The organism is Pseudorhodobacter sp. E13 (genome assembly GCF_003991405.1).
In the GTDB taxonomy this organism is placed as follows: Bacteria; Pseudomonadota; Alphaproteobacteria; order Rhodobacterales; family Rhodobacteraceae; genus Pseudorhodobacter.
This window is the reverse complement of the sequence record NZ_RPEN01000148.1, coordinates 1-26,942: the sequence shown is the minus strand read 5'-3', so window position 1 is coordinate 26,942 and position 26,942 is coordinate 1. Positions and strand designations below refer to the sequence as shown.

Below are 26,942 nucleotides of genomic sequence, written 5' to 3'. Positions count from 1 at the left end.
GCCTTTATTCCCCTTGCGGTTGAATCGCCACCTCTTGCAGCAGGGCCCCGGTTTTGCCGAACACCAAGATCCGGTTGTCCTGCGTCACCACCGCCGTCCAGCCAGTGCCAAAGGTGATGGCCTGCGCCTTGGCCCCTTCGGGCAGGGTGATGCTGTCTGGCAGGCTGGGGCGGGCGGCAAAGCTTTGCGGCATGCGGGTGACAATCACCGCAACCACGGTTATGACGCCAATAATCATGGTGAGCGTCAGCACGATCACCAGCCCTTTTAGAAACCTGAGGCTGGGCGGAAGCCCGTCTGGTGCCGGAGCCTGTTCCATGGTCAATACGTCCTTGCCTGTCTTGCATGTCACGATCGGGGAGGCCCCGCCTGATCGCCTTGATAAGGCGCTTGCCCGCGATGTGCCAGAAGAAGCGTCGCTGTCGCGGTCGCGCTTGATGAAGATGATCGCCGAAGGTCTGGTCTTTCTGGATGGTGAACCGGTGACGGACCCCAAGGCCCGCGTGGCCGAGGGGCAGGTTTATGCGCTGCTGCTGGAACCTGCCGCCGATGTGGACACTTTGCCCGAAGATATCCCGCTGGAGGTGCTGTGGGAGGATGACGATCTGATCGTTGTCAACAAACCTGCGGGCATGGTGGTGCATCCCGCGCCGGGGTCTTGGTCGGGCACCTTGGTCAATGCGCTGTTGCATCACTTTGGTGGCAAGCTGTCCGGGGTGGGCGGTGAAAAGCGGCCCGGTATCGTGCATAGGATCGACAAGGAAACCTCGGGGCTGTTGGTGGTGGCAAAGTCGGATCGCGCGCATCACGGGCTTGCTGCGCAGTTTGAGGCACATTCCGTGCATCGGCGCTATCTGGCGGTGGTGAACGGTGCGCCGGATGCCGCCGACCCGCGCTTGCGGGGCATCAAAGGGGCCACGTTTGAGGCATCGAATATCCTGCGCATCGCCACCAATCTGGCGCGTCACCGCACCGACCGCCAGCGTCAGGCGGTGTTCTTTGAGGGCACCGGCCGCCATGCGGTCACCCGCGCCCGCACGCTAGAGGTGTTTGGCACGCCCCCGGTGGCGGCCTTGGTGGAATGTTGGCTGGAAACCGGCCGCACGCACCAGATCCGCGTGCATATGGCCCATGCGGGCCATGGGCTGATCGGTGATCCGACTTATGGCGGCAAGCGCAAGGTTTCCGAAAAAGCCGTGGGTGCGGCGGCGGTGGCCGCGGCAGAGGGCTTTCCGCGTCAGGCGCTGCATGCGGCGACCTTGGGGTTTGAACACCCGGTTACTGGCGAAATGCTGGAATTCTCCTCACCCTTGCCCGAGGATATGGAGGCGCTGATCACCGCCTTGCGCGGCGCTGCGGCGGGCTGAGCGGGGGTTTTGTCTGACATATTCGTGATCTGACCGACACAAATCTGGAACCGCGACAGAACAAGGCGCATTTAACGTTGTAAGCAGCACAAGGGGGCGCCGCTTGCGAAGCCCCGATGAAATGCTTAGATTTGCCGATCCCCGCCAGCGCATGATTGATGGCAGGGACCGACAGCGGAACGGAGGACGATTATGAGTAGCTATGCCAATTTACCAGCACCAAGCCCGGAACAGGGGCTGAACCGCTATATGCAAGAAATCCGCAAGTTTCCGCTGCTGGAGCCGGAAGAAGAATACATGCTCGCCAAACGCTGGGTCGACCATCAGGACAGCACGGCTGCGCATAAGATGGTGACGTCGCACCTGCGACTGGCCGCCAAAATCGCCATGGGCTATCGCGGTTACGGCTTGCCGCAGGCCGAGGTGATTTCAGAGGCGAATGTGGGCCTGATGCAGGCGGTCAAACGCTTTGACCCGGAAAAAGGCTTCCGCCTTGCGACCTATGCGATGTGGTGGATCCGCGCCTCTATTCAGGAATATATCCTGCGGTCGTGGAGCCTTGTGAAACTTGGCACCACATCGGCGCAGAAAAAGCTGTTCTTCAACCTGCGCAAGGCCAAGGCCAAGCTTGGCGCGCTGGAAGAAGGTGATCTGCGCCCGGAAAACGTGGCGCAAATTGCCCGCGATCTGAACGTGACCGAGGATGAAGTTATCTCGATGAACCGGCGTTTGTCGGGCGGGGATGCTTCGTTGAACGCGACGGTCGGGTCGGATGGCGAGGGGGCGACGCAATGGCAGGATTGGCTGGAAGACGAAGACAGCGATCAGGCCAATGATTACGCCGAAAAGGATGAGCTGGACACCCGCCGCGAGATGATGGTGCAGGCTATGTCCGTGCTGAATGACCGGGAAAAGGACATTCTGGTGCAGCGCCGCCTGAACGATGTGCCGGTGACGCTGGAAGAACTGTCGGAAAGCTATGGCGTCAGCCGCGAGCGTATCCGCCAGATCGAAGTGCGGGCCTTTGAAAAGCTGCAAGACAAGATGCGCGAACTGGCCCGCGAAAAAGGCATGGTGATCCCGGCCTAAGCCCCATTTCGCCCCGATGCCGTTTGACAACAGGCCCCCGCAGATCTCTGTGGGGGCCTATTTCTTCAAATCCGCGAAATCCTTGGCAACGGGGGTCAGGTGCCCGGTTTCATGGTTCCAAAGATAAACGGTCGCCTCGCAAACCGCGCCTTGGCGTAGAAACACCAATGCGTCCCCCATGCCGTTCGAGGCGATGCAGATCGCCGTTGGCGGCCAGCCCGCCCAACCAGACATTGCTTTCGTTTCCCGCAGGATGTGATTGCTGGTGCGCGACATCCGCTTCCGGTCTTGCTGGTCAAACACAGGGATCAGCGTCCATACATCAGACCCCAGCTTGCGGCTACCGCCGTTTTCCGCTTTCAAAGCCTGGCGATAGCTTTCGGGTAGCCTCACGCCCAAGCTGATCTCTGCGGCGGCGATGAATTTCTCTGCGACATCAAAGGTCATTGCGACACTCCAGCACCCTGTTCCGTGATGTGTTAGGGTGAAAATATGTGAGAGGCATGTCAATTTTGGACGCTGCCACTTCGCCCAAATCTTTTGCGAAAGCCTTATTGAATGATGCGGTTATTGTCACGTTTTTGGCGCCCCAAGCCTCTGCCCCTGTTTCTGGCCTGTTCGGTCTATGCCAATGGCCGGGTTATTGGTGTCTTGACGGTCAAGTTAGTGGGGCGGGCGGAATTGGTCGATTTCGATGTCGGCAGTTTCGAAGCACGGCTGCCGATAGACGATCCGCAACTGATCGCGGCCTGCCGCAGCGCGCTTGATCGGTCCTGTGCGGTTCCCACGGAGGAGATTCGCGCTTTCCCGGATTATCTGGAAACGGAGCGGCGATTCAAACGCTGGGCTGAAGCGCTTCGCGTATTCGATGGGCGTAAATCCATCTACACCGTTTGGCAAAAGATGGAGCTTGTCTATCTGCACTATGACGGCGCGGATTATGTGGTCAGGCCGATGCAAAAGGTCCGCCACTACTCCTATACCGTGATGAAAGGACCGGATGGCGCAGAGATAGCCCCACGCTTTGACAGGCTGGAAGATGCCGTGACGGAGCTTCGTCGCTGGATGGTCCGACCTTAAACCTGTGCGCAGTCAGTGGCGCGTTGCAGCGTGCCTGCCTCGACATTCGGTTCCGATTGGGCCAGTGTCGGGCTGCTGGGCGGGATGCGGAAAGGCAAGGGCATGACAAAGGCCAAAGGCGGCTGCCTGTGTGGGCGGCATAGATATGCAGTAACGGCAGAGCCGATCCGGACCACGATTTGTCATTGCCGCTTTTGTCAACGCGCGACCGGGGTGGCCTATATGGTGCAACCAGTGTTCGCGGCAGCGGATTTCGCGATGCTGACAGGGCCGGCGCAGACCTACACACATCTTTCTGAAGGAAGCGGCAAAGAGGTGTATGTGCATTTCTGCGCTGCCTGCGGCACCAAGCTTTACCTGACCTTCCAGCGCTTTCCCGGTTTTGTCGGGCTTTACCGTGGCACATTCGACAATCCGAACTGGTTCGCGGTAACGCCAGAAACGTCGAAGCACATCTTTTTGGGGCAGGCGCAGCAGGGCACGGTTATCCCGGCGGGGGTCAATTGTTTCATGGAACATGCGGCGCAAAGTGATGGCACAGCGATCGCACCCACGGTGTTTGACAGTGCCAGAACCATTCGCGGAAACTGACACAGCCGGGGGAGGTGACCCCCCGGCCGCGCAGCGGTTCAGAACCGATAGGCCTTGTCTGGCGTCAGCCGATAGACGGATTTCGCCAGCCCATTGGCCTGCATGAACCGCGCGATGGACCCGAAGGTGGCGGTGGCAACGCTTGCGCCGTGATCTGCCGTGGTCAGTGCCTGACTGGCGGCGGGGGCCAGTGCGCGCTTCAGCCCGCCGATGGCGATGGGTTGCGGGGTGAAATGCGCGGCCACATTGGCCTTGATCCGCGCCACATCTGACGTGCCGTATAGCGCGGCCATCATCACATCCAGCGTATGTTCGGTGCAATTCTGAAACTGGCTGGTATTGGGATTGGCCAGCACCGAATAGCGCGGATTGTGCAGCGCCTTGTAGGTGGGGCTGGCGATCACTTTCAGCAGTTTTTTCTGCAACCGGGCATCGGGGATGATGATCCCGGCATCAAGGCGGTAGGCGCCTGCAAAGAAATCTGCGGGGCTGTCCTGCACAAGGCTGCTGCGGGTGCCGTTCTTGGCGTCCTGATACAGGTTATAGACCCGGTATCCGGTGCCGGTGCGGCCATCGGCGGTTTTGATCTGCGACAGCACCCAATAGCTGACATGGGTATAGCGCACGCCTTTGGGCAATTGGCTTGGGTTGCGGCCCATGCGCGCCACAATCGCTACATTGACCCCGCGCGCGGCAAGGTCTTGTTGCACGCGGTTGGAAAAGGCCGCGACCTCGGCGGCGGGAAGCTGCGGCTTGCCGGCTTCGGAACTGCCGGCATGGGCGGGCAAGGCAAGGCAGAGGGCCAGAAAGGCCAGAATGATCCAACGATACATGGTGTTTTCCCCCTCGATGGGTGTTAGTCGAGCGTCGGCGCGCCATCGGGCGCGATGCGTTTGGTCTTGCGCGGCTGGGTGGTTGCGCTTTCGGCCATGGCACTGCCAACGGCTGCCGCGCCGCTGCCCACCTCTGCCAAGGCGGCACCGGAAATGGCGATGGCCCCGCCGGTCACGATGATGGGCACCGCCACCACCAGCGCCGCGCCAGAGGCCACAGCCGCCGACCCATGGCTGGAGGCTTGGCCGCTATGGTTGACCGATTGCGCCGAATGTTGGTCGCTGCCCCCCGCAAGGGCAGGGGCGGCTGCAAGGGCGGCGATCAAGGCGCCAAGGTGGCTGAACTGCTTGAGCATGGTCTGTCTCCTGTTTGTGAACACCGTTCAATGAACATGGTTCAATTTTCAAGTTCGGTCAATCGGGATTCTTGAACGGCGTTCAATGACGTGGCGTCACGCAGGGCTTTCCTTGGCCCAGCCCCGCGACTAAGCTGCCCGAAACGAGAAGGGGAACGCGCATGACCAAACCAATCCGCTGGGGCATTCTTGGGGCTGCAAAATTCGCGCGGGAGCATATGGCCCCGGCGATCCACGCGGCCAAGGGGGCCGAACTCGCCGCGATTGCCACCTCGGACCCGGCAAAAGCCGAGCCATTCCGCGCCTTTGCGCCTGCGATGGCGGTGCATGCCAGCTATGACGCTTTGCTGGCCGATCCGTCGATTGAAGCGGTCTATATCCCGCTGCCGAACCATCTGCATGTGGAATGGACGTTGAAGGCCTTGGCCGCAGGCAAGCATGTGCTGACGGAAAAGCCGATCTGCCTGAAAGCGCCAGAGATCGCCCAGATCATCGCCGCGCGCGATGCCGCCGGGCTGCTGGCCGCCGAGGCCTATATGATCGTGCATCACCCGCAATGGCAGCGCGCCCGCGACCTTGTGCAATCCGGCGCAATCGGGCGGCTGGTGCAGGTGGATGGGGTGTTCAGCTATGACAACCGCGCCGACCCCGGCAATATCCGCAATAAGGCCGACACCGGGGGCGGCGGGATTTATGACATTGGCGTCTATACTTACGGCTCTGCCCGTTTTGTGACGGGGGCAGAGCCAGAGGCGCTGCACTGCCGGATGCAACAGGAAAACGGCGTGGACACCTGGGCGCAGGTGACGGGCACAATGGCGGGGCCGATGGGCCGCTTTGCCTATTCTGCCATCACCTCCATGCGGATGCACAACCGGCAGGAAATGAACTTTCACGGCGAAAAAGGTGTGATCCGGCTGACAGCCCCGTTCAATGCCAATGTCTTTGCCGAAGCACAGCTGGAGCTGCGGGCGGGCATGTCTGTCACCACCGAACGCTGGCCGGGGGTGAACCAATATGTGCTGCAAGTGCAGAATTTCGGTGACAGCATCCGCAACGGCACCGCCTATCCCTGCCCGTTGGAATTTACCCATGGCACGGCGGCGATGATTGACAAGGCGTTTGCCGGGGCAGAGGTGTTTGCGCTGACGTGAGCGGTTTTATCTTTCACCTGCCCGGTTCTGTTCTTCGTGACCGATCCGTGATGAAACCCTATTACGTCAAACTGACCGAAGGTTTGGCCGCGCGCGGTTTTCGGGTCGGTCTGACGGTGCATGACCGCATGACACTGTTGGCCGAGGTGGCAGCAAGCGATGCCTTTCACATCGTCGATCACGGTGGGCAGCGGCACGCGCGGGTTCTGAACACCGGTATCGCCTATGTCTATCCGTTCTGGAACCTTGATCCATGGGGCATCCGCGCGATGTCTTCGATTTCCGAAAAAACCTTTGATGCCAAGGCGCTGGACGTTGACGCTGCGACAACTTTTGCCGACCGCCTGCGCAAGCGTTGGGTGGTGGCGCGCAAGTCACGCTATGAACAACCCATAGCAAGGGCCAAGATTCCGTCCGATTGTATCGCAGTGTTTTTGCAATCGGAATCCCACAGAGACACGCGCGAGACGTGTCACCTTGATCTGCGCCAGATGGTCAAGGCCTTGATGGCCCGCGCCGATCCGCGCCCGATTGTCATCAAGCCGCATCCACTGGACCCCGACCCAAGCACGCGCCGCTTTCTGGCCCGTATCGCAGGGCGGGATGCACGCATCACCTTGGTCGATGCCAATATTCACGACATTCTGGCGCAGGCGGCGGTTTGTGTGACCATCAACTCCGCTGTGGGCATAGAGGCAATGATGCATGGCCGCCCGGTGGTTTTGTGTGGCCAGACCGATTTTCACCACGGCGCGGTCACGGTGACATCTGCCGACGCGATGGACAATGCGATTGCACAGGCCATCACAACCAATTGGCCGCATGACGCGTTTCTGTATTGGTATTTCGGGCTGAACTGCCTGAACGCGGGCAAGGAGACGCTGGTGTATGATTTTCTGGCCAAGGTTGCGCAGACGGGCTTTGCCTTAGCCCGCTAATGCGGCCTGCGCCTTTTTGCTCAGCCCCGCGAAAACCATGTCGTAAGAGGCCAGAAGATGCGCGCGCAGCGCCTCATCCGAGAGCCCGTCCGCCCCGTAGTTTTTCAACCATTTCAGGCCACGAGACGCCATATAGGGCGCAGGGCCGATGCCGGGCCCGTCTTTCAGAATTTCATACGCCATATCAGAGGCTTTGAAGGTCACACCGTCGTCCCAAGTGATGGCAAAGACCTTGCCGCCCACTTTCCAGACATCGGCGCCCCCCCATTGCACGACATGGGTAACGGCGCGCAGAGAGGCGCAAAAGGCGTTGATCTCTGCGCGCGTCATCGGTCAGTCTTCCATCGCTTCCAGCTCGTCGATGAAGCCGGAAATCATATCCAGCCCCTTGTCCCAGAAGGCAGGATCGCTGGCATCAAGGCCAAACGGGGCCAGCAATTCCTTGTGATGCTTGGAGCCGCCAGCTTTCAGCATCTCGAAATACTTCTCTTCGAACCCCGGCAGCCCATCGGCGTAAGCGGCATAAAGCGCGTTCACAAGGCCATCGCCAAAGGCATAGGCGTAAACGTAGAACGGCGAATGCACGAAATGCGGGATATAGGCCCAGAAGGTTTCATAGCCGTCCATGAAGTCAAACACCGGGCCAAGGCTTTCGGCCTGCACGCTCATCCACAGGGCGTTGATGCCGTCGGGCGTCAACTCGCCATCGCGGCGGGCATCGTGGAGTTTACATTCAAAGTCGTAAAAGGCGATCTGGCGGACGACAGTGTTGATCATATCCTCTACCTTGCCCGCCAGCAGGGTCTTGCGTTCCGCCTTGGTCTTGGCCCCGTCGAGCAGTTTGCGGAAGGTCAGCATTTCACCGAAGACCGAAGCGGTTTCCGCGAGGGTCAGAGGGGTGGAGGACAGCAATTCGCCTTGGCCTGCCGCCAGAACCTGATGCACGCCATGCCCAAGTTCATGCGCCAAGGTCATGACATCGCGGGGTTTTCCCAGATAGTTAAGCATGACATAGGGGTGAACGGTCGTCACGGTGGGGTGCGCAAAGGCCCCCGGTGCCTTGCCCGGTTTCACGCCGGCATCAATCCAGCCTTTGGTAAAGAACGGCTCGGCCAGGTCGGCCATCTTGGGGGAAAAGGCGGCATAAGCCTCCGTGACGGTTTTGCGCGCCTCGTCCCAACCCACCACCCGCGGGGCCTCTTGCGGCAAGGGCGCGTTGCGGTCCCAGACTTGCAATCTGTCCAGCCCCATCCATTTCGCTTTCAGCGCGTAATAGCGGTGCGACAGCTTTGGATAGGCCGCCACAACGGCATTGCGCAGCGCCTCCACCACCTCGGGTTCGACATGGTTCGACAGGTGGCGGCCGGTTTGCGGGGTTGGCATCTTGCGCCAGCGGTCTTCGACCTCTTTTTCCTTGGCCAGCGTGTTATGAACGCGCGCGAACAGCTTGATATTCTTGTCAAATACCACAGCCAGCGCACGGGCCGCGGCTTCGCGTTTGGCGCGGTCGGTATCGGTCAGCAGGTTCAGCGTGGCCTCAAGGTTCAGCGGCTCTTCCTCACCCGCGACATCGAACATCAGGCCGGCCATGGTTTCATCAAACAGCCGGTTCCACGCGGCGGCACCAACGGTGGATTGATCGTGCAGGAATTTCTCCAGCTCATCCGAAAGCTGATGCGGGCGCATGGCGCGCATACGGTCAAACACCGGCTTATAGCGCGCCAGATCGGCATTGGCGGCCAGAAGCCCGTTCAGATGCGCCTCGTCCAGACGGTTGAACTCCAGGCTGTAAAACACCAGCGGGGTTGTGAAATTCGTGATCTCATCCTGCGCGTCGGCCATGAATTTGGCGCGATCGCTATCCATCGTGTTCTGGTAATAGCGCAGGCCCGCATAGGACATCACGCGCCCGGCAGTCACGTCAATCGCCTCATAGTCCTGCACGCATTTCAGCATGGCATCGGCATCCAGCGTGGCCAGCTTGCCTTCGTATCTGGTCGCGAAATCGGCGCAGGCTTTTTCCAGCCAGTCCATGTCGCGGTCAAATTCCGGGGCATCGGGGGCGGGATAAAGATCTGTCAGGTCCCAATCGGGCAATTTGCCCAAGCCCCCCGATCCGGTTGCATTGGCGTCAAATACGGGGCGGCGGGGGGAAACTGTCATCTTTAACCTCTGATATTGCGGCTTTGGTTCTGTGTAGGCTGCGGCGGGCGGGGGAACAACCCACCCCGTTCACGCAGCCTGTGCGGGGCGTTGCAGATCGCGCAGCGCATCCGCGGCGATCTGGAAAGAGCGGATGCGGGCGGCGGGATCGTGGATCATGCCGGTGATCATCAATTCATCGGGTTTGTAGAGGTCGATCAGCGCCGAAAGCTGCGCCTTCACGCTGGCCGCCGACCCATGCGCCGAACAAGACAGCGCCTGTTCCACTTGCGCCAGCATCGGGGCAGGCACCTCGGCCCGCACATCCGCCACGGGGCGTGGCAGTTTTCCGGGCCGCCCCATGCGTAGCCGCGCAAAGGCAAGGAGTTGCGAGGAGCGCAGGAATTCGGCTTCGGCATCCGTGTCGGCTGCGCAAACCCCTGCGGCCATCATCGCATGAGGGGCGGGCAGATGGGCCGAGGGGCGGAAGGTGGCGCGATAGGTTTCCAGTGCCTCCTCCAACATCGCGGGGGCAAAATGCGACGCAAAAGCATAGGGCAGGCCGAAATAGGCGGCCAGTTGCGCGCCGTAAAGGCTGGAGCCCAATATCCACACCGGCACATGGGTGCCAAGGCCGGGAATGGCGCGCACGGGGGCATCCTCTGGCATATCACCGAGATAGGCGATCAGTTCCTGCACGTCTTGCGGAAAGCTGTCTTCGGGGGCCATGTGGCGGCGCAGGGCGCGGGCGGTGGCCATATCGGTGCCGGGGGCGCGGCCAAGGCCCAGATCAATCCGGCCGGGGTAAAGCGTTGCCAGCGTGCCGAATTGTTCCGCGATCACCAAAGGCGCGTGATTGGGCAGCATGATGCCGCCCGCACCAACGCGGATGCTCTTGGTGGCCGCTGCAACATGCCCGATGACCAGTGGCGTCGCCGCCGAGGCAATCCCCGGCATGTTGTGATGTTCGGCCAGCCAGAAACGCGCATAGCCCGCAGCCTCTGCCGCTTGGGCCAGTGCCACCGTATTGCGCAGCGCATCGGCGGCGCTGCCGCCTTCGGGAATGGGGGACAGATCCAGCAGAGAGAAGGATTGCATGGGGCCTCACTTTCGCATTCAACCTAAGTGCGGGGTTGGCCTGTGCCAAGGGCCGCTTACGGCAAAAGCGCGCGCAGGCTATCCAGCGTGTCGATCTCCTCTACCGGTTTGTCATGGCGCCAGCGCAGCATGCGGGGAAAGCGCAGGGCAATGCCGGATTTGTGGCGCGGGCTTTCCGCAATGCCTTCAAAGGCGATCTCGAACACCAGTTCGGGCGGCACGCGGCGCACGGGGCCAAAGCGTTCGATCGTGTGCTTTTTCACCCAATCGGTGATCTGGCGAAATTCGGCATCGGTCAGGCCGGAATAGGCTTTGGTGAAGGGCACAAGCGCATCGCCATCGCGGACCGCAAAGGTGAAATCAGTGAACAGATTGGCGCGGCGGCCATGGCCCGATTGCGCGTAAAGCATCACGGCATCAACGGTATAAGGGTCCAGCTTCCATTTCCACCAATCGCCGCGCTTGCGCCCCGCGTGATAGGGCGAGGCGAGGCGTTTGAGCATCAAGCCTTCGGCGGATTTTTCGCGCGCGGTGTGGCGTGCTTTGGTCAAGGTGGTCCAATCGGGCGCTGTGACGGCGGCAGAGGCGGCGAGCGGCAAGCCGGGCGGCAATTGGGCGAGCATCTGCATCAAGGCGGCGCGGCGGTCGGCCAAGGGGGCCGCGCGCAGGTCGCGCCCTTGCCATTCCAGCAGGTCATAGGCCAGAAACCGCGCCGGAGCCTCGGCCAGCAGCTTTTTCGGCACCGTCTTGCGGGTGATCCGCTTTTGCAGCAGCGCGAAGGGCAGGGGCGCATCATTCGACCACACCAGCACCTCGCCATCCAGCACGGTGCCTTGCGGCAAGGCGCGGGCGAGGGGAGCGAATTCGGGGAAGCGGTCGGTGATCAACTCCTCGCCGCGCGACCATAGCGCGAAGGCACCGGGGCGGTTGATGATCTGGCCGCGAATACCGTCCCATTTCCATTCGGCCAGCCATTCCGCCCGTGGGCCGAGCGTTTCTGGCTTATCCTCCAGCCCGGAGGCGAGGGCGAAAGGATAGGGTTTGGTGCTGCCCTGCAAATCGGTTTCCGCGATCAGATCGTCGAAATCGGTGGTGGCGGGGTTCCAATTCCCCATCAGTCGATGCGCAAGCAGGCTTTCATCAACCCCGGTGGCCTGTGCCAAGGCGCGGGTCATCAAGCCCCGGCTGACGCCCATGCGAAACCCGCCGGTGATGAGCTTGTTGAACAAAAAGCGCTCGGTCGTCTCAAGGCTGTCCCATGCCGCCAGAACGCCGGCGCGCTTGGCCTCGGGCGGTTGATCGGTCAGCGCGATCAGGGTTTCGATCCAGCCTGTCAGGCTTTGGTTGCTGCGGCTTTGCGGGGCGGGCAGCAGCAAGGCGATGGTTTCCGCCAGATCGCCGACGATGGGATAGCTTTCTTCGACCATCCACAGCGGCAGGCCTGCTGCTTCGGCAGCCCAGTCGCGCAGTTGTGTGCTGGAGGCGGCGCGTTTGGGCCGACGACCAGAGAGCAGCGCGATGGTCCAGACCCGGTCGGATTTGGGTGCGGTTTGGAAATAGGCGGCAAGGGCCGCGGTTTTCGCGCTGGTTTTGGTGGTGGCATCGAGCGCGTTGAAAAGCTGGGCAAAGCGGTTCATGGCGCGGCCTGTGGCGGCGGGGGCGGGGGGCAGTCTGCCCCCCCTTTTTCTGACGAAAAATTCCCCCCCTGAAGGTATTTTTGCCAAGATGAAGCCAGCGCGGTTTTCATTCCGGGGTGATCTCTTTGTCAGGCTCGGCCGTCTCGCCTTGCCACTCGGTTGCGACGATGCCCGCGTCATAGCCTTGCGAGGCAAGCCAGCGTTGAAAGGGGGCGGTATAGCCATGGTTGGCGAAGATCTTTTCGGCCCCGGTGGCGCGGATGGCGCTGTTCAGCCCGTCCCAATCGGCGTGGTCGGAGATGATGAACCCCGTGCCAAGGTTGCGCCTGCGCCGGATGCCGCGCAGGGCCATCCAGCCAGAGGCGAAAGCCTCGGACCTTGGACCGAGTTTTGCGGCCCAGGCAGAGCCAAGCGCAGAGGGCGGCGCGATGACAAGGGCATCGGGGGGCGGGGGTGCGCGGCTGACAAGGGTGGTGGGGGGCAGCGGGTAGCCCTGGTCGCGCAGGATGCGGGTTGTCGCCTCTGCCGCGCCATGGGTGAAGAGGGGGCCGGGCAGGCCCTGTGCCGCCAGCATCGACATGATGCGCTGCGCCTTGCCAAGCCCATAGGCGCCCAGCAGCGAGACGCGGCCCTCGGCGGCATTCCTTGCCCACCATGTTGCGATTTCGGCGGCTGTTTTGGCCTGTGCGGGCCAGCGAAAGACGGGCAGGCCAAAGGTGCATTCGGTGATGAAGGCGTGGCAGGGGATCGGGGAGAAGGGTTCGGACAGCCCGTCCTCCTCTAGTTTGTAATCACCAGAGACGACCCAGACCTCGCCCCCCACTTCGATACGGATTTGCGCTGATCCCGGCACATGGCCTGCGGGGTGAAAGGACAGATTGGCCCCGCCGATGCGCTGCACCTCGCCGTAGGCCAGCCCATGCGCGTTGATCTGGCCCAAGCGGTGGCGCATCACGGGCAAGGCGGCATGGGTGGCCAGATAGCTGCCATGCCCTGCACGGGCGTGATCGGAATGGCCATGGGTGATGGCGGCGCGGGCCACGGGGCGCCACGGGTCGATATAAAAATCCCCCGCCGGGCAATAAATGCCCTGATCGGTGAAGCGCAGAACCGGATCGCGTGTCATTTCCCAAGCTTAGCCCGCTTGGCGCAAAGGGGAAGGGGGGCGATTGCCTGATTTTTGGGCGATTGCCCGTGGTAGGGGCGGTTTTCGCGGTGCAGCCCCTTTCCCTTCATCTTGCCACCTGCTTACATGGGGCAAAGGGCGGGCCAACCGCCGCTCTGCGCAGCGAGGGACAGCACCAGCATGACACGCTATTTCAATGAGATGTATGAGGGCGATCAGGTCCGATTGCCCTATCAGCAATTGGATGCCTGGATGCGCAACATGCCCGCCGAATTGCGCCAGATGAAACAGGCCGAGGCCGAGGCGCTGTTTCGCCGCATCGGCATCACCTTTGCCGTTTATGGCGAAGGCGGCGACCCGGATCGCCTGATCCCGTTTGATATGTTCCCACGGGTGTTTTCGGCCTTTGAATGGGCCAAGCTGGACCGCGGCGTGAAGCAACGTGCCCGCGCGCTCAACGCGTTTCTGGCCGATGTTTACGGGCGCGGAGAGATTGTGCGGGCGGGCCGTATTCCGGCCAATCTGGTCTATCAAAACGAGGCCTATGAAAAGGAAGTTGTGGGCATTCTGCCGCCCAAAGGCGTTTACAGCCATATCGTGGGCGTTGACCTTGTGCGCACCGGCCCGGATGAATTTTTCGTGCTGGAGGATAATTGCCGCACGCCTTCTGGCGTGTCCTACATGCTGGAAAACCGCGAGATCATGATGCGGATGTTCCCCGCGCTGTTCCGTGAAAACCGGATTGAGCCGGTGGACACCTATCCCGACCTGTTGCGCCGCACCTTGGCCTCGGTCGCGCCGCCCAAATGCACGGGCGAGCCGGTGATCGTGATTCTGACGCCGGGGCATTTCAACTCTGCCTATTACGAACATTCTTTCCTTGCCGATCTGATGGGGGTGGAACTGGTCGAGGGGCAGGATTTGTTCGTGGAGGGCGAATTTGTCTATATGCGCACCACCGAAGGCCCGCGCCGGGTGGATGTGATTTACCGCCGGATTGATGATGCTTTCATCGACCCTTTGTGTTTCCGCCCCGATAGCATGTTGGGCGTGCCGGGGCTGATGGATGTTTACCGTTCAGGCGGTGTGGCGATTTGTTCGGCCCCCGGTGCGGGTGTCGCCGATGACAAAGCGGTTTATACTTTCGTGCCGGAAATGATCCGCTTTTATCTGGGCGAAGAACCGATTTTGAACAATGTGCCGACATGGCAATGCGCCAAACCCGATGATTGCAAATATGTGCTGGAAAATCTGGCAGAGCTGGTTGTCAAAGAGGTGCATGGATCGGGCGGCTATGGCATGTTGGTCGGCCCCAAATGCACCAAGGCCGAGATTGCGGAATTCGCGAAACGGATTGAGGCAAAGCCGCATAATTACATCGCCCAGCCCACGCTGGCGCTGTCGACCACGCCGACCTTTGTCGATCAGGGCATCGCGCCGCGCCATGTCGATTTGCGGCCCTATTGCCTTGTGGGCGAGCGGGTGGAACTGGTGCCGGGGGGGCTGACCCGTGTGGCGCTGACGGAAGGGTCGCTTGTGGTGAATTCCAGCCAAGGTGGCGGGGTCAAAGACACTTGGGTTTTGGCGGGGTGATGACATGCTGAGTAGAACCGCAGATAACCTCTATTGGATCGCGCGCTATATGGAACGCGCGGAAACCGCGGCGCGGCTGCTGGAAGTGGGGGCGCGCAACTCGTTGATTCCATCGGCGCATGGGCATCGCAGCGAATGGAACAGCCTGTTGCATGCCATTGGCACCGAGGCCGCCTTTACCGCGAAATACGGCGACCCGGTGCAGCGCAACATCGAAAGCCATCTGTTCTTTGACCATGACAACCCTTCCTCGGTGGTGTCTTGCATCACGGCGGCCCGCGAAAATGCGCGGATCGTGCGCACGGCGCTGACCTCGCAGGTTTGGGATGCCATCAACTCGGCCTTTCAGGAAATGCGCCAGATGGAACGCAGGCCACGGTCAGAACTGGACCTGAGCCGATTGACCGAATGGACGATGCGCCAGACCGCGATGATGCGCGGCGCCATCGAGGCCACGCAATTGCGCGGCGATGGCTATCACTTTCTGAACCTTGGCTATTATCTGGAACGGGCCGACAGCACGGCGCGGCTGCTGGATGTGAAATATTACGTTTTGCTGCCGCGCGTGGATTTTGTCGGCTCTGGCCTTGATAACTATCAATGGACGACGCTGTTGCGCGCGATGTCATCGCATCGGGCATTTCATTGGGCCTATGGCGGCGATGTGACGGCGCAGAAAATCGGGCATTTCCTGATTTTGAACCCGCAATGCCCGCGCTCTTTGATCACCTGCGCCGATGGGATGGTGGCGCATCTGGAACGTCTGGACCGGGGCAGCCGCAAAAAGAGCACGGCGCGCAGTCAGGCGCGGTCGCTTCTGGCGGAATTGGCCGAAACCAAGGTCGAAGAGATTTTCGACGAAGGTCTGCACGAGTTTCTGACGCGGTTCATTCAGGAAACCGGCAAGCTGGCCCATGAAATCCATGAATCCTATCTGAGCGGGGATATTCGCTGATGCTGCTGACTGTCGATCATGTCACCTTGTATCGTTACAGCGCACCCGTGCGTGGGGTTGTGCAAAGCCACCGGCTGACGCCCTCCAGCTTTGACGGGCAGCGCGTGCTGGACTGGCAGGTCACCGTCAGTGACGGGCTGCGGGGCGGCGGGTTTCGCGACGGGGCAGGGGATTTTGTGCAAGCCTGGTCAATTCAAGGCCCGGTGTCGGAAATCGAAGTGGCGGTGCGTGGCACAGTGGAAACCAGCGATCTGGCAGGTATTCTGCGCGGCCATAAGGAACGCGTGCCACCGCAATGCTATCTGGAATCCACCGCGATCACGATGGCCGATCTGGCGCTGGCAGAGCTGTCAGACAGTGCCGAGGCCACAGGTGGCGGGCTGGAGGCTGCGCATCGGCTGGCAAGTCTGGTGGCCGATCATATCGCCTATGAACCCGGCAGCACGATCGCGGCCACCACCGCAGCCGAGGCGCTGGCGCTTGGCAAAGGCGTGTGCCAGGATCAGGCCCATGCGCTGCTGTCCATGGCGCGGCGTGCCGGTATTCCCGCCCGCTATGTCTCGGGCTATCTGCATTCCAGTGCCGATGGCAGCCCGCATGAGGCCGCCCATGCCTGGGCCGAGCTGTGGGTGCCCGATCTGGGCTGGGTCGGGTTTGACCCCGCCAATCGCTGCTGCCCCGATGATCGTTATATCCGGCTCGGCTCTGGCCTTGATGCGCTGGATGCGGCCCCGATCAAGGGCATCGCGCGGGGGCATGGCGAGGAGTCGCTTGACGTCAGGCTTGCAGTGCAGCAATCCAGCCAGTAATCACCCCTCAGACCCTTTGCCGCGGAGCCCCCTATGACCTATTGCGTCGGCCTTCTGTTGAAAGAAGGCATCGTCTTGTTGTCCGACACGCGGACCAATGCGGGCCTCGACAATATCTCGACCTATCGCAAGATGTTCTTCTTTGAGGACCCGGGCGAGCGGGTGATCGGTATTCTGACGGCGGGCAGCCTGTCGGTGACACAGACGACGCTGGCGCGGCTTCGCGAGTTGTGTGATGATCCGAACGCGGATGAGACGACATCCATCCTCAAGGCGCCGACCATGCTGAAAGTGGCCGATATGGTGGGCAGCATGTTGTCACGGGTGCGGGCGGATGTGACGGACAAGACCCAGATGGGACAATGGGCTTCGGCCACGATGATCGTGGCGGGGCAGCGCAAGGGGGGGGAAATGCGGATGTTTCTGATCTATCCCGAAGGCAATTACATCGAGGCGACCCCCGATACCCCCTTCCTGCAAATCGGCGAGCATAAATATGGCAAGCCGATTCTGGACCGGGTTGTTACCACGGAAACCAGCCTGAAAGACGCGCAAAAAGCGGTGCTGTTGTCGATGGATTCGACGCTGCGGTCGAACCTGTCGGTGGGGATGCCGCTGGATCTGGCGGTGATCAAGCGCGATCAGTGCCGGGTTGCCGAACGGCGGCGGATCGAGGCGGGGGATGAAAGCTTCCGCGCGATGTCCGAGGCTTGGTCGAACGCGCTGCGTGACGGCTTTTCGCAGATTGAGCTGTGATGCAGACCGGGGCCCCCAAGCGCCGCGTTCTGGTCACCGAACCTGTTCACCCTGCCGCCCTTGACCTGCTGGAAAGTGCCGGGGTCGAGGTGATTGGGCCGCTGGCTGGCCCCGCCGAGCCTTTGGTGGCCGCCGATGCCTTGCTGGTGCGGGTGCGCCCGGTTTCGGCGGAGGAGGTAGGGATGTTTTCCATGATCTCCAAACACGGGGTCGGGGTGGACAATATCGCCATGCAGGCAGCAGAGGCGGCGGGCGTTACCGTCAGCAACACGCCGGGGGCCAATGCACATGCGGTGGCAGAGCAGGCCCTGATGCTGATGCTGGCACTGGCGCGGGGCCTTGACGGGCAGCGCGCTGCGGTGGGGCCGGGCAAGCCCGCGCCGCGCGTGCCGGGGCTGGAAGGGCGGCGCTTGCTTGTGGTGGGGTTCGGGGCCTCGGGGCAGTTGGTCGCGGGCTTGGCCAAGGCGCTGGGCATGATCGTGACCGTGCATTCGCGCAGTTTGAAACTGGCGCGCAATGCGGGCTATCCGGTGGCGCCCGATTTGCACGCGGCTTTGCCGCAGGCGGATGTGATCTCGCTTCATTGCCCGTTGACGGATGAGACGCGGGGCTTGTTGGGGGCCGAGGCGCTGGCCCGTTTGCCGCAAAGCGCGCTGGTGATCAATTGCGCGCGGGGTGGGTTGATTGATGAGCCTGCCTTGATCGCGGCGCTGGGCGCTGGTCATCTGGGCGGGGCCGGGCTGGATGTGACTGCGGTGGAGCCACTGCCCGGTGACGACCCGCTGCGCAGCGCCCCCAATGTGATCCTGACGCCGCATGCCGCGACCCTGTCTGACGGGGCGTTCCGCCGGATGGGGATGATGGCGGCGCAGAATATCCTTGATCATTTCGCCGGGCGCTTGAAGCCGGAATTCACGCTGCTGCCGCAGGTGTGAGAGGGCTGGCCGGGGCGGGGGGCTGTCTGCCCCCCGAACAGCTTTGGCAGGGCCAAAGCTGACCCCCCGAGGATATTTTTGCCGAAAAGAAAGCAGGGGCGATGGGCCGGGTGGCCCAGCAGATGGGGAATGCCTTAGCGGTGTTGATCGAACAGTGCTGCGGTTTGGTCGTAGAAGGTCTGCCGGGTGGCGGGGATTTCCATCATGATCTCATGCTCGGCCTGTGCGATCAGCGCCAGTTTGCCCTTGGGCCAGTTTGCCATGCGGGCGTGGATGGGGGCAGGGTCCACCACTTTTTCTTCGGCACCCAAGAAGCACAGGCAGGGCAGGTCTGGTGCGGGGAGGCGGGCGAGGGCATCACATTCGCGCATCGCCTCATCCAGCCAGTGCAGGCCGGGGCCGCCGAGGGCGAGTTCCGGATGGGCGGCGAGTTGGGCCTGCATCCAGGCATAGGTTTCCGGATCGCGGGTGAGGACATTGCCCGGATAGGGTGTGTAGGTGACATAGCTGGCCGCGAGGGTGCCGGGGGCATAGCGCTGGCCTTGGCCCAGAGCCTTGGCGCTGCGGGACAGGATGCGGGCCACGGGGGCAAGGCCGGGGGCCATGCGGATGCCCCACATTGGCGCGGAAAAGGCGGTGGCCTTTACGGCAAGCCCGTTGAGCAAGGCCCGCAGGGCGATGCAGCCGCCCATGGAATGCGACACGAGATACCGTGGCCCGGTCAGGTCAAGTTCATCCATTTTGGCAAGAACGGCGTCCAAGTCTTTCTGATAGCATGTAAAATCGTCAACATGGCCGACCATCGGGTCAGGTGTTGGCCGGTCTGACAACCCTTGGCCGCGCCAGTCGATCACCACGCTGGCATAGCCGCGCGCACCGAATTCGGCGGCCGCGCGGCCATATTTTTCGATATATTCGGTGCGCCCCGGCAGCAGCAGAACTGTGCCTTTTTCCCCCGCTGGCCAATGCGCCATGCGGATCCGCGTGCCGTCAGCGGTGCGGAGCCAATAGGCCTGCCCGTTTTCAGGGCCTTCTGCCAGTCGGTTGAACAGCGGGGCGTCGCCCATCAGCCGAGAACCGAGGCCAGTTTCATCGCCATACCCATCGAGCCATCGACCGACAGCTTGCCAGTCATGAAGGCGGTGGTCGGGTTCATCTCGCCGTTCAGAATCGCCTCGAACACGTCGGCATCGGCGCTAAGCGTGACATCGGCTTCTTCATCGCCTGCCCGCACGCCGGCATCGTCGATCATGATCGCGCCTTCGCCGTTTACGACGAATTTGGCAACCCCATCAAAGCCTTGCACCTTTGCGCTTAGCGCGGTTACGGCAGCATCAATCACAGCACTCATCGGTATTCCTTCCCTTGATCCCTTGAAAGTGAGCGCAAAGGATATGGCTTTTCCCCGCGCGCACGCTACACTTGATGTTATGAAACCACGCGCACCCTTTCACAATCGTATCGTTGCGGCACTTTTTCCGATTTTGATCGGCTTTGCGCCTGTGCCTAGCTTCGCCGCAGGGCTGGATGACCTGTTCACGCAGTTACAAAGCGCCGAGCCTGCGGCAGCAGCGCGGCTGGAGCGGCAGATCTGGCGTGAATGGTCAAAATCCGGGTCGGCGGCGATGGATTTGTTGCTGCAACGCGGGCGCGACGCGATGGACGCAGGCGAGACGCAGGCAGCGATTGAGCATTTCACCGCAGTGATCGACCATGCGCCCGATTTTGCCGAAGGCTGGAATGCCCGCGCTACGGCCTATTTTCAGGCCGGGCAGTTCGGCCCGTCGGTTGCGGATATTCAGCAGGTTCTGCGGTTGAACCCCCGGCATTTTGGTGCGCTCAGTGGTTTCGCGCGCATTCTGGAAGAGACCGAGCAGGACGAGCGCGCGCTTCAGGTCTATAAGGCGGCCCTTGCTATACATCCCCATCTGAGCGGGGTAAAGGAAGCGGTGGAACGGTTGCAGACCAAGGCAGCCGGGCAGGAAATGTAAGGCAGGCCAAGCTCTATGCGCAGCACCGCGCGGGTAACGGCGGTTCTGGGACCGACCAATACCGGCAAAACCCATTACGCGATTGAACGGATGCTGGCCCATCGCACGGGGGTGATCGGCCTGCCGCTGCGCCTGCTTGCGCGTGAGGTTTACGACCGCATCGTCGCGCAACGTGGCCCCGGTGTGGTGGCGCTGGTGACGGGCGAGGAACGGATTGTTCCGGACCGCACGCAATATTGGGTCTGCACGGTAGAGGCGATGCCGCTGGAAATCGGGGCTGATTTCATTGCGATTGACGAGATTCAGCTTTGCGCCGATGCCGAGCGGGGCCATGTGTTCACCGACCGTTTGCTGCGGGCGCGCGGCTTGCATGAAACGCTGTTTCTGGGGGCCGATACGATGCGCCCGGCAATTGCGGCGCTGGTGCCGGGGGTGCAGTTCATGGCGCGGCCCCGCCTGTCGGAATTGACCTATTCCGGGTCAAAGAAAATCAGCCGGATGCCGGAGCGCAGCGCGATTGTCGGGTTCTCGGTTGAAAATGTCTATGCCATCGCCGAGCTGATCCGCCGCACCAAGGGCGGTTGTGCCGTGGTGATGGGCGCGCTGTCGCCTCGCACCCGCAATGCGCAGGTGGATCTGTATCAGAACGGCGATGTCGATTATCTGGTGGCGACCGATGCGATCGGCATGGGGTTGAACCTCGATATCAAACATGTGGCGTTTTCCTCGACCGTGAAATTCGATGGCCGCCGGATGCGTGCGCTGTTTCCGCAGGAACTGGCGCAGATTGCAGGCCGGGCGGGGCGGCACATGACCTCCGGCACCTTTGGCGTCACGGGCGAGGCGCGGCCGCTCAGCGATGAGATCGTGGAAGCGATCGAAGAGCATCGCTTTCAGCCTGTGCGCAAATTGTCATGGCGCAATGAGCAGTTGGAATTTGGCACCGTTTCACGGCTGATCGGCAGCTTGGAACGTCATACCGATGATGAATGGCTGTCGCGCGCCCGGGATGCGGATGATGTAACCGCGCTCAAGACTCTGTCCAATCTGCCGGAGATCACGGATCGCGTCAGGAACCCGCAGGATGTGCGCCTGCTTTGGGATGTCTGCCGCATTCCGGATTTCCGCGGCATTTCGACCACCGAACACGCCAGCCTGTTGCAGATCATCTTTGATCATTTGCGCAAAGGGCAGATTCCCGCCGATTGGTTGGCGCTGCAAATCAAGTTCATTGACCGGACCGAGGGCGACATTGACACATTGTCCAAGCGATTGGCCTTTATCCGCACCTGGACCTATGTTGCCCAACGCAAAAACTGGGTTGCAGACGAATCCCATTGGCGCGAGACGACTCGCGCTGTAGAAGACCGCTTGTCAGACGCGCTTCATGCGCGGTTGACCCAACGATTTGTTGATCGGCGCACGTCCGTGTTGATGCGCCGGTTGAAGCAGAAGGAGAGCCTTGTGGCCGAGGTTAATGACAAAGGCGAAGTGACGGTAGAGGGTGAATTTGTCGGGAAACTGGAAGGGTTCCGGTTCCGGCAGGATGCCAGCTCCTCCCCCGATGAGGCGCGCACGCTGCGCATGGCGGCGGTGCAGGCGCTGAAGCCTGAATTCCATCTGCGCTCGGACAAGTTTTACAACGCGCCCGACACCGAACTGGATTTCACCGAGCAGGGGGGCCTGATGTGGGGCAGCTCTGCCGTGGGTAAGCTGGTGGCCGGTGCCGACCCGCTGCGCCCAACTGTCGAAGCCTTTGTCGATGAAGATGCAGGCCCCGACATCGCCGAAAAGGTGAAGCGCCGTTTGCAGCATTTCATTGACCGCAAGGTCGCGACCCTGTTCGAGCCGCTTCTGGCCATGAGCCGGGATGAGGCGCTGACCGGCCTTGCGCGCGGGTTCGCCTTTCAACTGGTTGAGGCATTGGGCGTATTGCCGCGCGAAAATGTGGCCGATGAGGTCAAGGCGCTGGACCAAGAGGCGCGCGGCCAGTTGCGCAAGCATGGCATCCGTTTCGGCCAATATACCATCTTTCAGCAGGCTTTGCTGAAGCCCGCGCCGACCCGGTTGCGGCTGGTTTTGTGGTCGCTTGCCAATGGCTTGCAGGAATTCCCCGAAAGCCCGCCGCCCGGTCTGGTCACGATCCCGAACCTCGCGGATGTGCCAAAGCAGCATTACACGCTGGCAGGCTATCGCCCTGCTGGTAGCCGCGCGATCCGCATTGATATGCTGGAACGCTTGGCGGATTTGTTGCGCGGCCAGGACAGCCGTGGCGGGTTTGAGGCCAGCCCCGACATGCTGTCGATCACCGGCATGACGCTGGACCAGTTCGCCGATCTGATGGCCGGTCTGGGCTATAAGGGCGAAAAGGGCGAGCGGGTGAAAGCCAAGGCCGCCGCGCCCAAAGAGCTGACCGCCGAAGATATCGCCGCTGCGGCCGCCGCCGCCGCCGCAGAGGCCAAGATCAAGGTGCCAGACGCCCCGGCAGACGCCCCGGCAGAAGCGGAAGCAGACAAAGCCGAAGCCGCGCCGGAAGCCGAGGCCACTGTTGACGCTGCGGCAGATGCGCCTGCGGCAGAGATGGAAAGCTTCATCACCTTCACTTGGGCCCCGCGCCCGCGTGCAGACCGCCGCCCCCCGCGCCGCGACAACCGTGCCGCTGCAACCCCCGGTGCCACAGCCGAGGCAGGGGCGCCGCAAAACGCCCCGCGCGGCGACCGCCCGGCACGCCAAGGCAAACCCGATGGGCAGGCGCGCAACAAGGACCGTGGCCCGAAACCCGAAGGCGGGTTCAAGGGCAAGGGCAAGTCCGGCAAGCCGCATGGCAAGCCCGCGCAATCCGGCCCGCAGAAATACGAATCGCGCCCCGCGCGGCCCGAAAAGAAGATCGACCCCGACAATCCTTTCGCAGCCTTGGCAGCCCTGAAAGGGAAGATCTGACGCTTTGGCCAAACGTGGCGGCAAACAAGAGAGCGCCGATGCAGAGGATGATATTTCCGCTGCATCGGGCAAAATCCGGCTTGATAAATGGCTGTTCTATGCCCGGTTTTTCAAAACCCGGAACCTTGCGGCGGCGGTGATTTCCAAGGGTCGTTTGCGCCTGAACGGGCAGCGGCAGGCCAAACCCGGCCATGCCATCGGCCCCGGCGATGTGCTGATCTTTCCAATGGGCAACCAGACCCGCGTGATCCGTATGTTGGCCCCCGGCACCCGGCGCGGGCCAGCCGCCGAGGCACAATCGCTTTACGAAGACCTCGACCCGCCCGGCGAAGATGTGACAGGATCGCCGCTTGAATGATTGGCGCGGGTGATTTAACCACAAGCCCGAACGCATCTTGCGCATTCCAGATAAGAGGCCAGCCATGACCTATGTGGTGATTGATAACTGCATTGCTTGCAAATACACCGACTGCGTTGAAGTCTGTCCGGTGGATTGCTTTTACGAAGGCGAGAATATGCTGGTCATCCATCCTGATGAATGTATTGACTGCGGCGTCTGTGAACCGGAATGCCCCGCCGATGCCATCCGCCCGGATACAGAGCCGGACATGGAAAAATGGGTGGAATTCAACCGTAAGTATTCCGAAAAATGGCCGGTCATCGTGTCCAAGAAAGACCCGCTGCCGGGATATGAGGATCGGGATGGGGAGACGGACAAACTGTCCAAATACTTCTCCGAAGCACCGGGCGAGGGCGGCTGAGCCTCGAATCGGGTGACGTTGCGGCAAGCGCTTTGCGGCCCCGCGCAATGGCCTAATGGATTGTTTTGAAACGCGCCTGAACATAGGGCAGCGATTCTTCCCCTGTTGGAATCAGGCCGATTCTGTGTTATACAATACGGACAGACAACCAAGGATCGCCACACCAGACCCAGCGCTGCTACGCTTTTGGGGGGATTATTTCCGGACACACGTTAGGATCGGCGAGGCCATCAGGGCCACGTTCGGTCTTTTGTGTTCGGAATGGATGACGTCCGCATAAGGAAGTGACCGTATGACAAAGACCAAAAAGCCTGATTTTCGTCCGAACGAGTTTGTTGTGTATCCGGCCCACGGGGTTGGCCGCATCATTTCCATTGAAGAGCAGGAAATTGCGGGCCTGCATCTGGAACTCTTCGTTATCTCCTTTGAAAAGGACAAGATGACGTTGCGGGTTCCGACCCATAAGGCCACCGAAATCGGCATGCGGTCGCTGTCGTCGCCCGATCTGATCACCAAGGCGCTGGACACGTTGAAGGGCAAAGCCCGCGTGAAGCGTGCGATGTGGTCGCGCCGGGCGCAGGAATATGAGCAAAAGATCAACTCCGGTGATCTGCTGTCCATCGCGGAAGTGGTGCGCGACCTTTATCGCACCGACGACCAGCGCGAGCAGTCGTATTCCGAGCGTCAGTTGTATGAAGCCGCGCTGGAGCGGTTGACCCGCGAAGTTGCGGCTGTGTCGGGCGTGGATGAAAAAGGCGCGCAAAAGACCGTGGACGATGTGCTGATGTCGCGCGCGGCCTGATCTCAGGCGATAGATTCTGCAGCGGCGGCCCTTCGGGGCCGCCGTTTTGCATTCGGGGGGTAAAGCGTTTCGCGTTTCACCTGATACATCGCGCATCATCAAACGCGAAACGCTCTAGGCCAGAAGGCTTGCAAGCACCGAAAGCGCAGCCGCTTCAGCCAGTTGTTGTGAGGCGCCCAAAATGTCGCCCGTTTGCCCGCCGATCTTGGCGCGGGCGGTAAGGGCCAGAGCAAGCACAACACCAATTGCGGCGATGCCAGCAAGCAAGCCTGCGGCACCCAGCCAAAGCAACGCAGCCGCGCCCAGCAGGGCCGCCCCCGCTGCCGATTTCGCCGGAACACGGCCCACGGATTGCGCCAGACCGCTGCCCCGCGCGTTGGGCAAAACCCACATCAACACCGCCATTGGCGCTCGGCTGAAGGCTGCGACCAGAACAATCGCCGCCCAATGCCCCCCCGCGATCAACGCGGCAAGGGCGCTCCACCGGATCAGGGCGATGACCAGCAGCGCCATGACCCCGTAGGTGCCGATATGGCTGTCTTTCATGATGGTAAGCCGTCGCGCCTTGTCCCAGCCGCCCCAAAGCCCGTCGGCGGTATCGGCCAGCCCGTCTTCGTGCATGGCCCCGGTGATCATGGCTTGCGCCCCAAGCGCCAGAGCCGCCGCAACCGGGGCGCCCAAGCCTTGGGTCAGATAGGCGACAGCGGCCACCAAGCCCCCGATCGCCACCCCCGCCACAGGCCAGGCCCAGGCGGCAGCGGGGCCGGGGATGCTATCGCTCTGCGGCAGCGGCAAGCGGCTGAGCAGGCGCAGGCCGCCCATCACATCCGCGCCAAGGCGTTGCGCGCCGCTTATGTCGTTTTGCCTCACGTCTTGGTCCCTTTCGGCACTGGTCAACTGGTTGCGCCTTCGGTAGCCAAGGTGACAGAAAACGACAAGGAGGCCAGCCCCATGACCGCAACTTTCACCGATTTATCCGGGTTTCGCGCCGCTTTGGCACAGGGCCCCGCACCGGATGCCGCCGCTGTTGCCGGGGCTGCGGCGCGCAATGGGCAATTGACCAAACCGCCGGGTGCTTTGGGGCGGCTGGAAGGGTTGGCGCAATGGTATGCGGGTTGGCGTGGCAGCGACCGGCCGCGGCTTGTCGCCCCGCAGGTGATCATTTTTGCGGGCAATCATGGGGTTGCGGCGCGCGGGGTTTCGGCCTTTCCGCCCGAGGTGACGGTGCAGATGGTGGCAAATTTCAAAGGCGGCGGTGCGGCGATCAACCAATTGTCCAAGACCTTTGGCGCGCAGATGTCGGTGCATGCGCTGGAACTGGATCGCCCCACCGCCGATTTCACCCAAAGCCCGGCGATGGATGTGGCAGAGGTTCTGGCCGCATTGCAAACCGGTTGGAACGCGGTGGACCCGCAAGCGGATCTGTTGGTGACGGGCGAGATGGGGATTGGCAACACCACCCCCGCCGCCGCGATTGCCTGCGCCTTGTTCGGCGGCGCGGTGGAGGATTGGGTGGGCCGGGGCACCGGGGTGGATGATGCGGGCCTTGCGCGCAAGGCGCAGGTGGTGGCCGAAGGTCTGGCGCTGCACCAAACCCGCGACCCGCTGGAGGTGTTGCGCTGCCTTGGCGGGCGCGAGATTGCGGCCATGGCCGGGGCGATTGCCCGCGCCCGGCAAGAGCGGATTCCGGTTATTCTGGACGGGTTCATCTGCTGCGCGGCGGCGGCTGTCTTGGCGCAGTTGGACGCGGGGGCCTTGGATCATTGTGTGGCAGGCCATGTCAGTGCCGAAAGCGCGCATCCGGCCTTGCTGCGCCATCTGGGCAAAGAGCCGCTGTTGAACCTTGGGTTGCGGCTTGGCGAAGGGTCTGGCGCGGCTTTGGCGATTGGCGTGTTGCAAGGGGCGGTGGCCTGCCATTCTGGCATGGCCACTTTTGCCGAGGCCGGGGTGGCTGCAGGCTAAGCGGGGGGGCTGAGCGGGGGCAGGGGG

29 protein-coding genes are annotated in these 26,942 nt (G+C 61.9%); 17 read left to right on the top strand and 12 right to left on the bottom strand.

All coding sequences use genetic code 11. The features are described from left to right. Positions 1–4: 4 nt before the first annotated feature. Positions 5–319: a DUF6476 family protein gene (locus EGN72_RS05095; protein WP_127045572.1), complete on the bottom strand. Its 315-nt coding sequence runs from the start codon at positions 317–319 to the stop codon at positions 5–7. Here EGN72_RS05095 and EGN72_RS05090 point away from each other — a divergent pair. Next, entirely contained in the window at positions 318–1,367 is a 1,050-nt protein-coding gene (locus EGN72_RS05090) for an RluA family pseudouridine synthase (RefSeq protein WP_127045571.1), read from the top strand. The two genes, EGN72_RS05095 and EGN72_RS05090, sit on opposite strands and share 2 nt — an antisense overlap. Before the next feature lie 192 nt (positions 1,368–1,559). Further along, positions 1,560–2,456, top strand: a complete 897-nt coding sequence (gene rpoH, locus EGN72_RS05085; RefSeq protein WP_127045570.1) for an RNA polymerase sigma factor RpoH — start codon at positions 1,560–1,562, stop codon at positions 2,454–2,456. A 57-nt stretch (positions 2,457–2,513) separates the two neighbouring features. Here rpoH and EGN72_RS05080 read toward each other — a convergent pair whose 3' ends face one another. After that, a complete protein-coding gene (locus EGN72_RS05080) occupies positions 2,514–2,903 on the bottom strand; it encodes an SMI1/KNR4 family protein (protein WP_127045569.1) in 390 nt (129 codons plus the stop codon). A gap of 123 nt (positions 2,904–3,026) precedes the next feature. Between EGN72_RS05080 and EGN72_RS05075 the strand changes: the two genes are divergently transcribed. Together EGN72_RS05075 and EGN72_RS05070 are read left to right on the top strand one after the other, a co-directional pair. Next, on the top strand, positions 3,027–3,536 hold the full coding sequence (locus EGN72_RS05075; protein WP_127045568.1) for a hypothetical protein: 510 nt from the start codon (positions 3,027–3,029) through the stop codon (positions 3,534–3,536). A 102-nt stretch (positions 3,537–3,638) separates the two neighbouring features. Beyond that, positions 3,639–4,127 (top strand): GFA family protein, encoded by a 489-nt coding sequence (locus tag EGN72_RS05070; RefSeq protein ID WP_199743702.1) that lies wholly within the window; start codon positions 3,639–3,641, stop codon positions 4,125–4,127. A gap of 38 nt (positions 4,128–4,165) precedes the next feature. On the opposite strand, the gene EGN72_RS05065 is transcribed toward EGN72_RS05070, so the two are convergent. Then, positions 4,166–4,960 carry a DUF2145 domain-containing protein gene (locus EGN72_RS05065; protein ID WP_127045567.1) on the bottom strand — a complete coding sequence of 265 codons (795 nt, stop codon included), beginning with the start codon at positions 4,958–4,960 and terminating at the stop codon, positions 4,166–4,168. A 23-nt stretch (positions 4,961–4,983) separates the two neighbouring features. Next, the gene (locus EGN72_RS05060) at positions 4,984–5,316 is read right to left on the bottom strand and encodes a hypothetical protein (RefSeq protein ID WP_127045566.1); all 333 of its coding nucleotides are present in this window, start codon (positions 5,314–5,316) and stop codon (positions 4,984–4,986) included. A 161-nt stretch (positions 5,317–5,477) separates the two neighbouring features. Between EGN72_RS05060 and EGN72_RS05055 the strand changes: the two genes are divergently transcribed. Together EGN72_RS05055 and EGN72_RS05050 are read left to right on the top strand one after the other, a co-directional pair. Then, positions 5,478–6,470, top strand: coding sequence for a Gfo/Idh/MocA family protein (locus EGN72_RS05055; RefSeq protein WP_127045565.1), 993 nt, complete (start codon positions 5,478–5,480; stop codon positions 6,468–6,470). Continuing rightward, a complete protein-coding gene (locus tag EGN72_RS05050) occupies positions 6,467–7,408 on the top strand; it encodes a hypothetical protein (RefSeq protein WP_127045564.1) in 942 nt (313 codons plus the stop codon). Before EGN72_RS05055 ends, EGN72_RS05050 begins: the two co-directional genes overlap by 4 nt. Here EGN72_RS05050 and EGN72_RS05045 read toward each other — a convergent pair. The 5 genes from EGN72_RS05045 to EGN72_RS05025 form a co-directional block, all read right to left on the bottom strand. Continuing rightward, positions 7,397–7,738 carry an MmcQ/YjbR family DNA-binding protein gene (locus tag EGN72_RS05045; RefSeq protein WP_127045563.1) on the bottom strand — a complete coding sequence of 114 codons (342 nt, stop codon included), beginning with the start codon at positions 7,736–7,738 and terminating at the stop codon, positions 7,397–7,399. The genes EGN72_RS05050 and EGN72_RS05045 overlap by 12 nt on opposite strands. A gap of 3 nt (positions 7,739–7,741) precedes the next feature. Then, positions 7,742–9,571 (bottom strand): M3 family oligoendopeptidase, encoded by a 1,830-nt coding sequence (locus tag EGN72_RS05040; RefSeq protein ID WP_127045562.1) that lies wholly within the window; start codon positions 9,569–9,571, stop codon positions 7,742–7,744. 69 nt (positions 9,572–9,640) lie between these two features. Then, positions 9,641–10,648: an LLM class flavin-dependent oxidoreductase gene (locus tag EGN72_RS05035; protein ID WP_127045561.1), complete on the bottom strand. Its 1,008-nt coding sequence runs from the start codon at positions 10,646–10,648 to the stop codon at positions 9,641–9,643. 56 nt (positions 10,649–10,704) lie between these two features. Then, positions 10,705–12,285 carry an ATP-dependent DNA ligase gene (locus EGN72_RS05030; RefSeq protein ID WP_127045560.1) on the bottom strand — a complete coding sequence of 527 codons (1,581 nt, stop codon included), beginning with the start codon at positions 12,283–12,285 and terminating at the stop codon, positions 10,705–10,707. 106 nt (positions 12,286–12,391) lie between these two features. Further along, the gene (locus tag EGN72_RS05025; protein ID WP_127045559.1) at positions 12,392–13,411 is read right to left on the bottom strand and encodes a ligase-associated DNA damage response exonuclease; all 1,020 of its coding nucleotides are present in this window, start codon (positions 13,409–13,411) and stop codon (positions 12,392–12,394) included. Positions 13,412–13,591: 180 nt separating this feature from the next. Between EGN72_RS05025 and EGN72_RS05020 the strand changes: the two genes are divergently transcribed. From EGN72_RS05020 to EGN72_RS05000, 5 genes are read left to right on the top strand one after another with little or no spacing between them, the layout of a single operon-like run. Further along, positions 13,592–15,004, top strand: a complete 1,413-nt coding sequence (locus EGN72_RS05020) for a circularly permuted type 2 ATP-grasp protein (protein WP_127045558.1) — start codon at positions 13,592–13,594, stop codon at positions 15,002–15,004. 4 nt (positions 15,005–15,008) lie between these two features. Beyond that, a complete protein-coding gene (locus EGN72_RS05015; RefSeq protein ID WP_127045557.1) occupies positions 15,009–15,959 on the top strand; it encodes an alpha-E domain-containing protein in 951 nt (316 codons plus the stop codon). Then, positions 15,959–16,768, top strand: a complete 810-nt coding sequence (locus tag EGN72_RS05010) for a transglutaminase family protein (RefSeq protein ID WP_127045556.1) — start codon at positions 15,959–15,961, stop codon at positions 16,766–16,768. The genes EGN72_RS05015 and EGN72_RS05010 overlap by 1 nt, the downstream gene beginning before the upstream one ends. A gap of 33 nt (positions 16,769–16,801) precedes the next feature. Further along, positions 16,802–17,524 (top strand): proteasome-type protease, encoded by a 723-nt coding sequence (locus EGN72_RS05005; RefSeq protein WP_127045555.1) that lies wholly within the window; start codon positions 16,802–16,804, stop codon positions 17,522–17,524. Next, positions 17,524–18,459 carry a D-isomer specific 2-hydroxyacid dehydrogenase family protein gene (locus EGN72_RS05000; RefSeq protein WP_127045554.1) on the top strand — a complete coding sequence of 312 codons (936 nt, stop codon included), beginning with the start codon at positions 17,524–17,526 and terminating at the stop codon, positions 18,457–18,459. Before EGN72_RS05005 ends, EGN72_RS05000 begins: the two co-directional genes overlap by 1 nt. Before the next feature lie 134 nt (positions 18,460–18,593). On the opposite strand, the gene EGN72_RS04995 is transcribed toward EGN72_RS05000, so the two are convergent. Continuing rightward, complete coding sequence (locus tag EGN72_RS04995) at positions 18,594–19,526, bottom strand: alpha/beta fold hydrolase (protein ID WP_127045553.1); 933 nt, start codon at positions 19,524–19,526, stop codon at positions 18,594–18,596. Next, positions 19,526–19,810, bottom strand: a complete 285-nt coding sequence (locus tag EGN72_RS04990; protein ID WP_127045552.1) for an SCP2 sterol-binding domain-containing protein — start codon at positions 19,808–19,810, stop codon at positions 19,526–19,528. Before EGN72_RS04990 ends, EGN72_RS04995 begins: the two co-directional genes overlap by 1 nt. Before the next feature lie 79 nt (positions 19,811–19,889). Here EGN72_RS04990 and EGN72_RS04985 point away from each other — a divergent pair, with 79 nt between their 5' ends. The 5 genes from EGN72_RS04985 (at position 19,890) to EGN72_RS04965 (ending at position 24,953) form a co-directional block, all read left to right on the top strand. Continuing rightward, positions 19,890–20,450 carry a tetratricopeptide repeat protein gene (locus tag EGN72_RS04985; RefSeq protein WP_127045551.1) on the top strand — a complete coding sequence of 187 codons (561 nt, stop codon included), beginning with the start codon at positions 19,890–19,892 and terminating at the stop codon, positions 20,448–20,450. Positions 20,451–20,465: 15 nt separating this feature from the next. After that, positions 20,466–23,390 carry a helicase-related protein gene (locus EGN72_RS04980; RefSeq protein WP_127045550.1) on the top strand — a complete coding sequence of 975 codons (2,925 nt, stop codon included), beginning with the start codon at positions 20,466–20,468 and terminating at the stop codon, positions 23,388–23,390. Positions 23,391–23,394: 4 nt separating this feature from the next. Continuing rightward, positions 23,395–23,748: an RNA-binding S4 domain-containing protein gene (locus EGN72_RS04975; RefSeq protein WP_233587035.1), complete on the top strand. Its 354-nt coding sequence runs from the start codon at positions 23,395–23,397 to the stop codon at positions 23,746–23,748. Between the two features lie 64 nt (positions 23,749–23,812). After that, positions 23,813–24,151, top strand: coding sequence for a ferredoxin FdxA (fdxA, locus tag EGN72_RS04970; RefSeq protein ID WP_127045549.1), 339 nt, complete (start codon positions 23,813–23,815; stop codon positions 24,149–24,151). Between the two features lie 292 nt (positions 24,152–24,443). Beyond that, the gene (locus EGN72_RS04965; RefSeq protein WP_127045548.1) at positions 24,444–24,953 is read left to right on the top strand and encodes a CarD family transcriptional regulator; all 510 of its coding nucleotides are present in this window, start codon (positions 24,444–24,446) and stop codon (positions 24,951–24,953) included. A 114-nt stretch (positions 24,954–25,067) separates the two neighbouring features. On the opposite strand, the gene EGN72_RS04960 is transcribed toward EGN72_RS04965, so the two are convergent. Continuing rightward, positions 25,068–25,775, bottom strand: a complete 708-nt coding sequence (locus tag EGN72_RS04960) for an adenosylcobinamide-GDP ribazoletransferase (RefSeq protein ID WP_127045612.1) — start codon at positions 25,773–25,775, stop codon at positions 25,068–25,070. Positions 25,776–25,904: 129 nt separating this feature from the next. Between EGN72_RS04960 and cobT the strand changes: the two genes are divergently transcribed. After that, a complete protein-coding gene (gene cobT / locus EGN72_RS04955; protein WP_127045547.1) occupies positions 25,905–26,915 on the top strand; it encodes a nicotinate-nucleotide--dimethylbenzimidazole phosphoribosyltransferase in 1,011 nt (336 codons plus the stop codon). Positions 26,916–26,942: the final 27 nt, after the last annotated feature.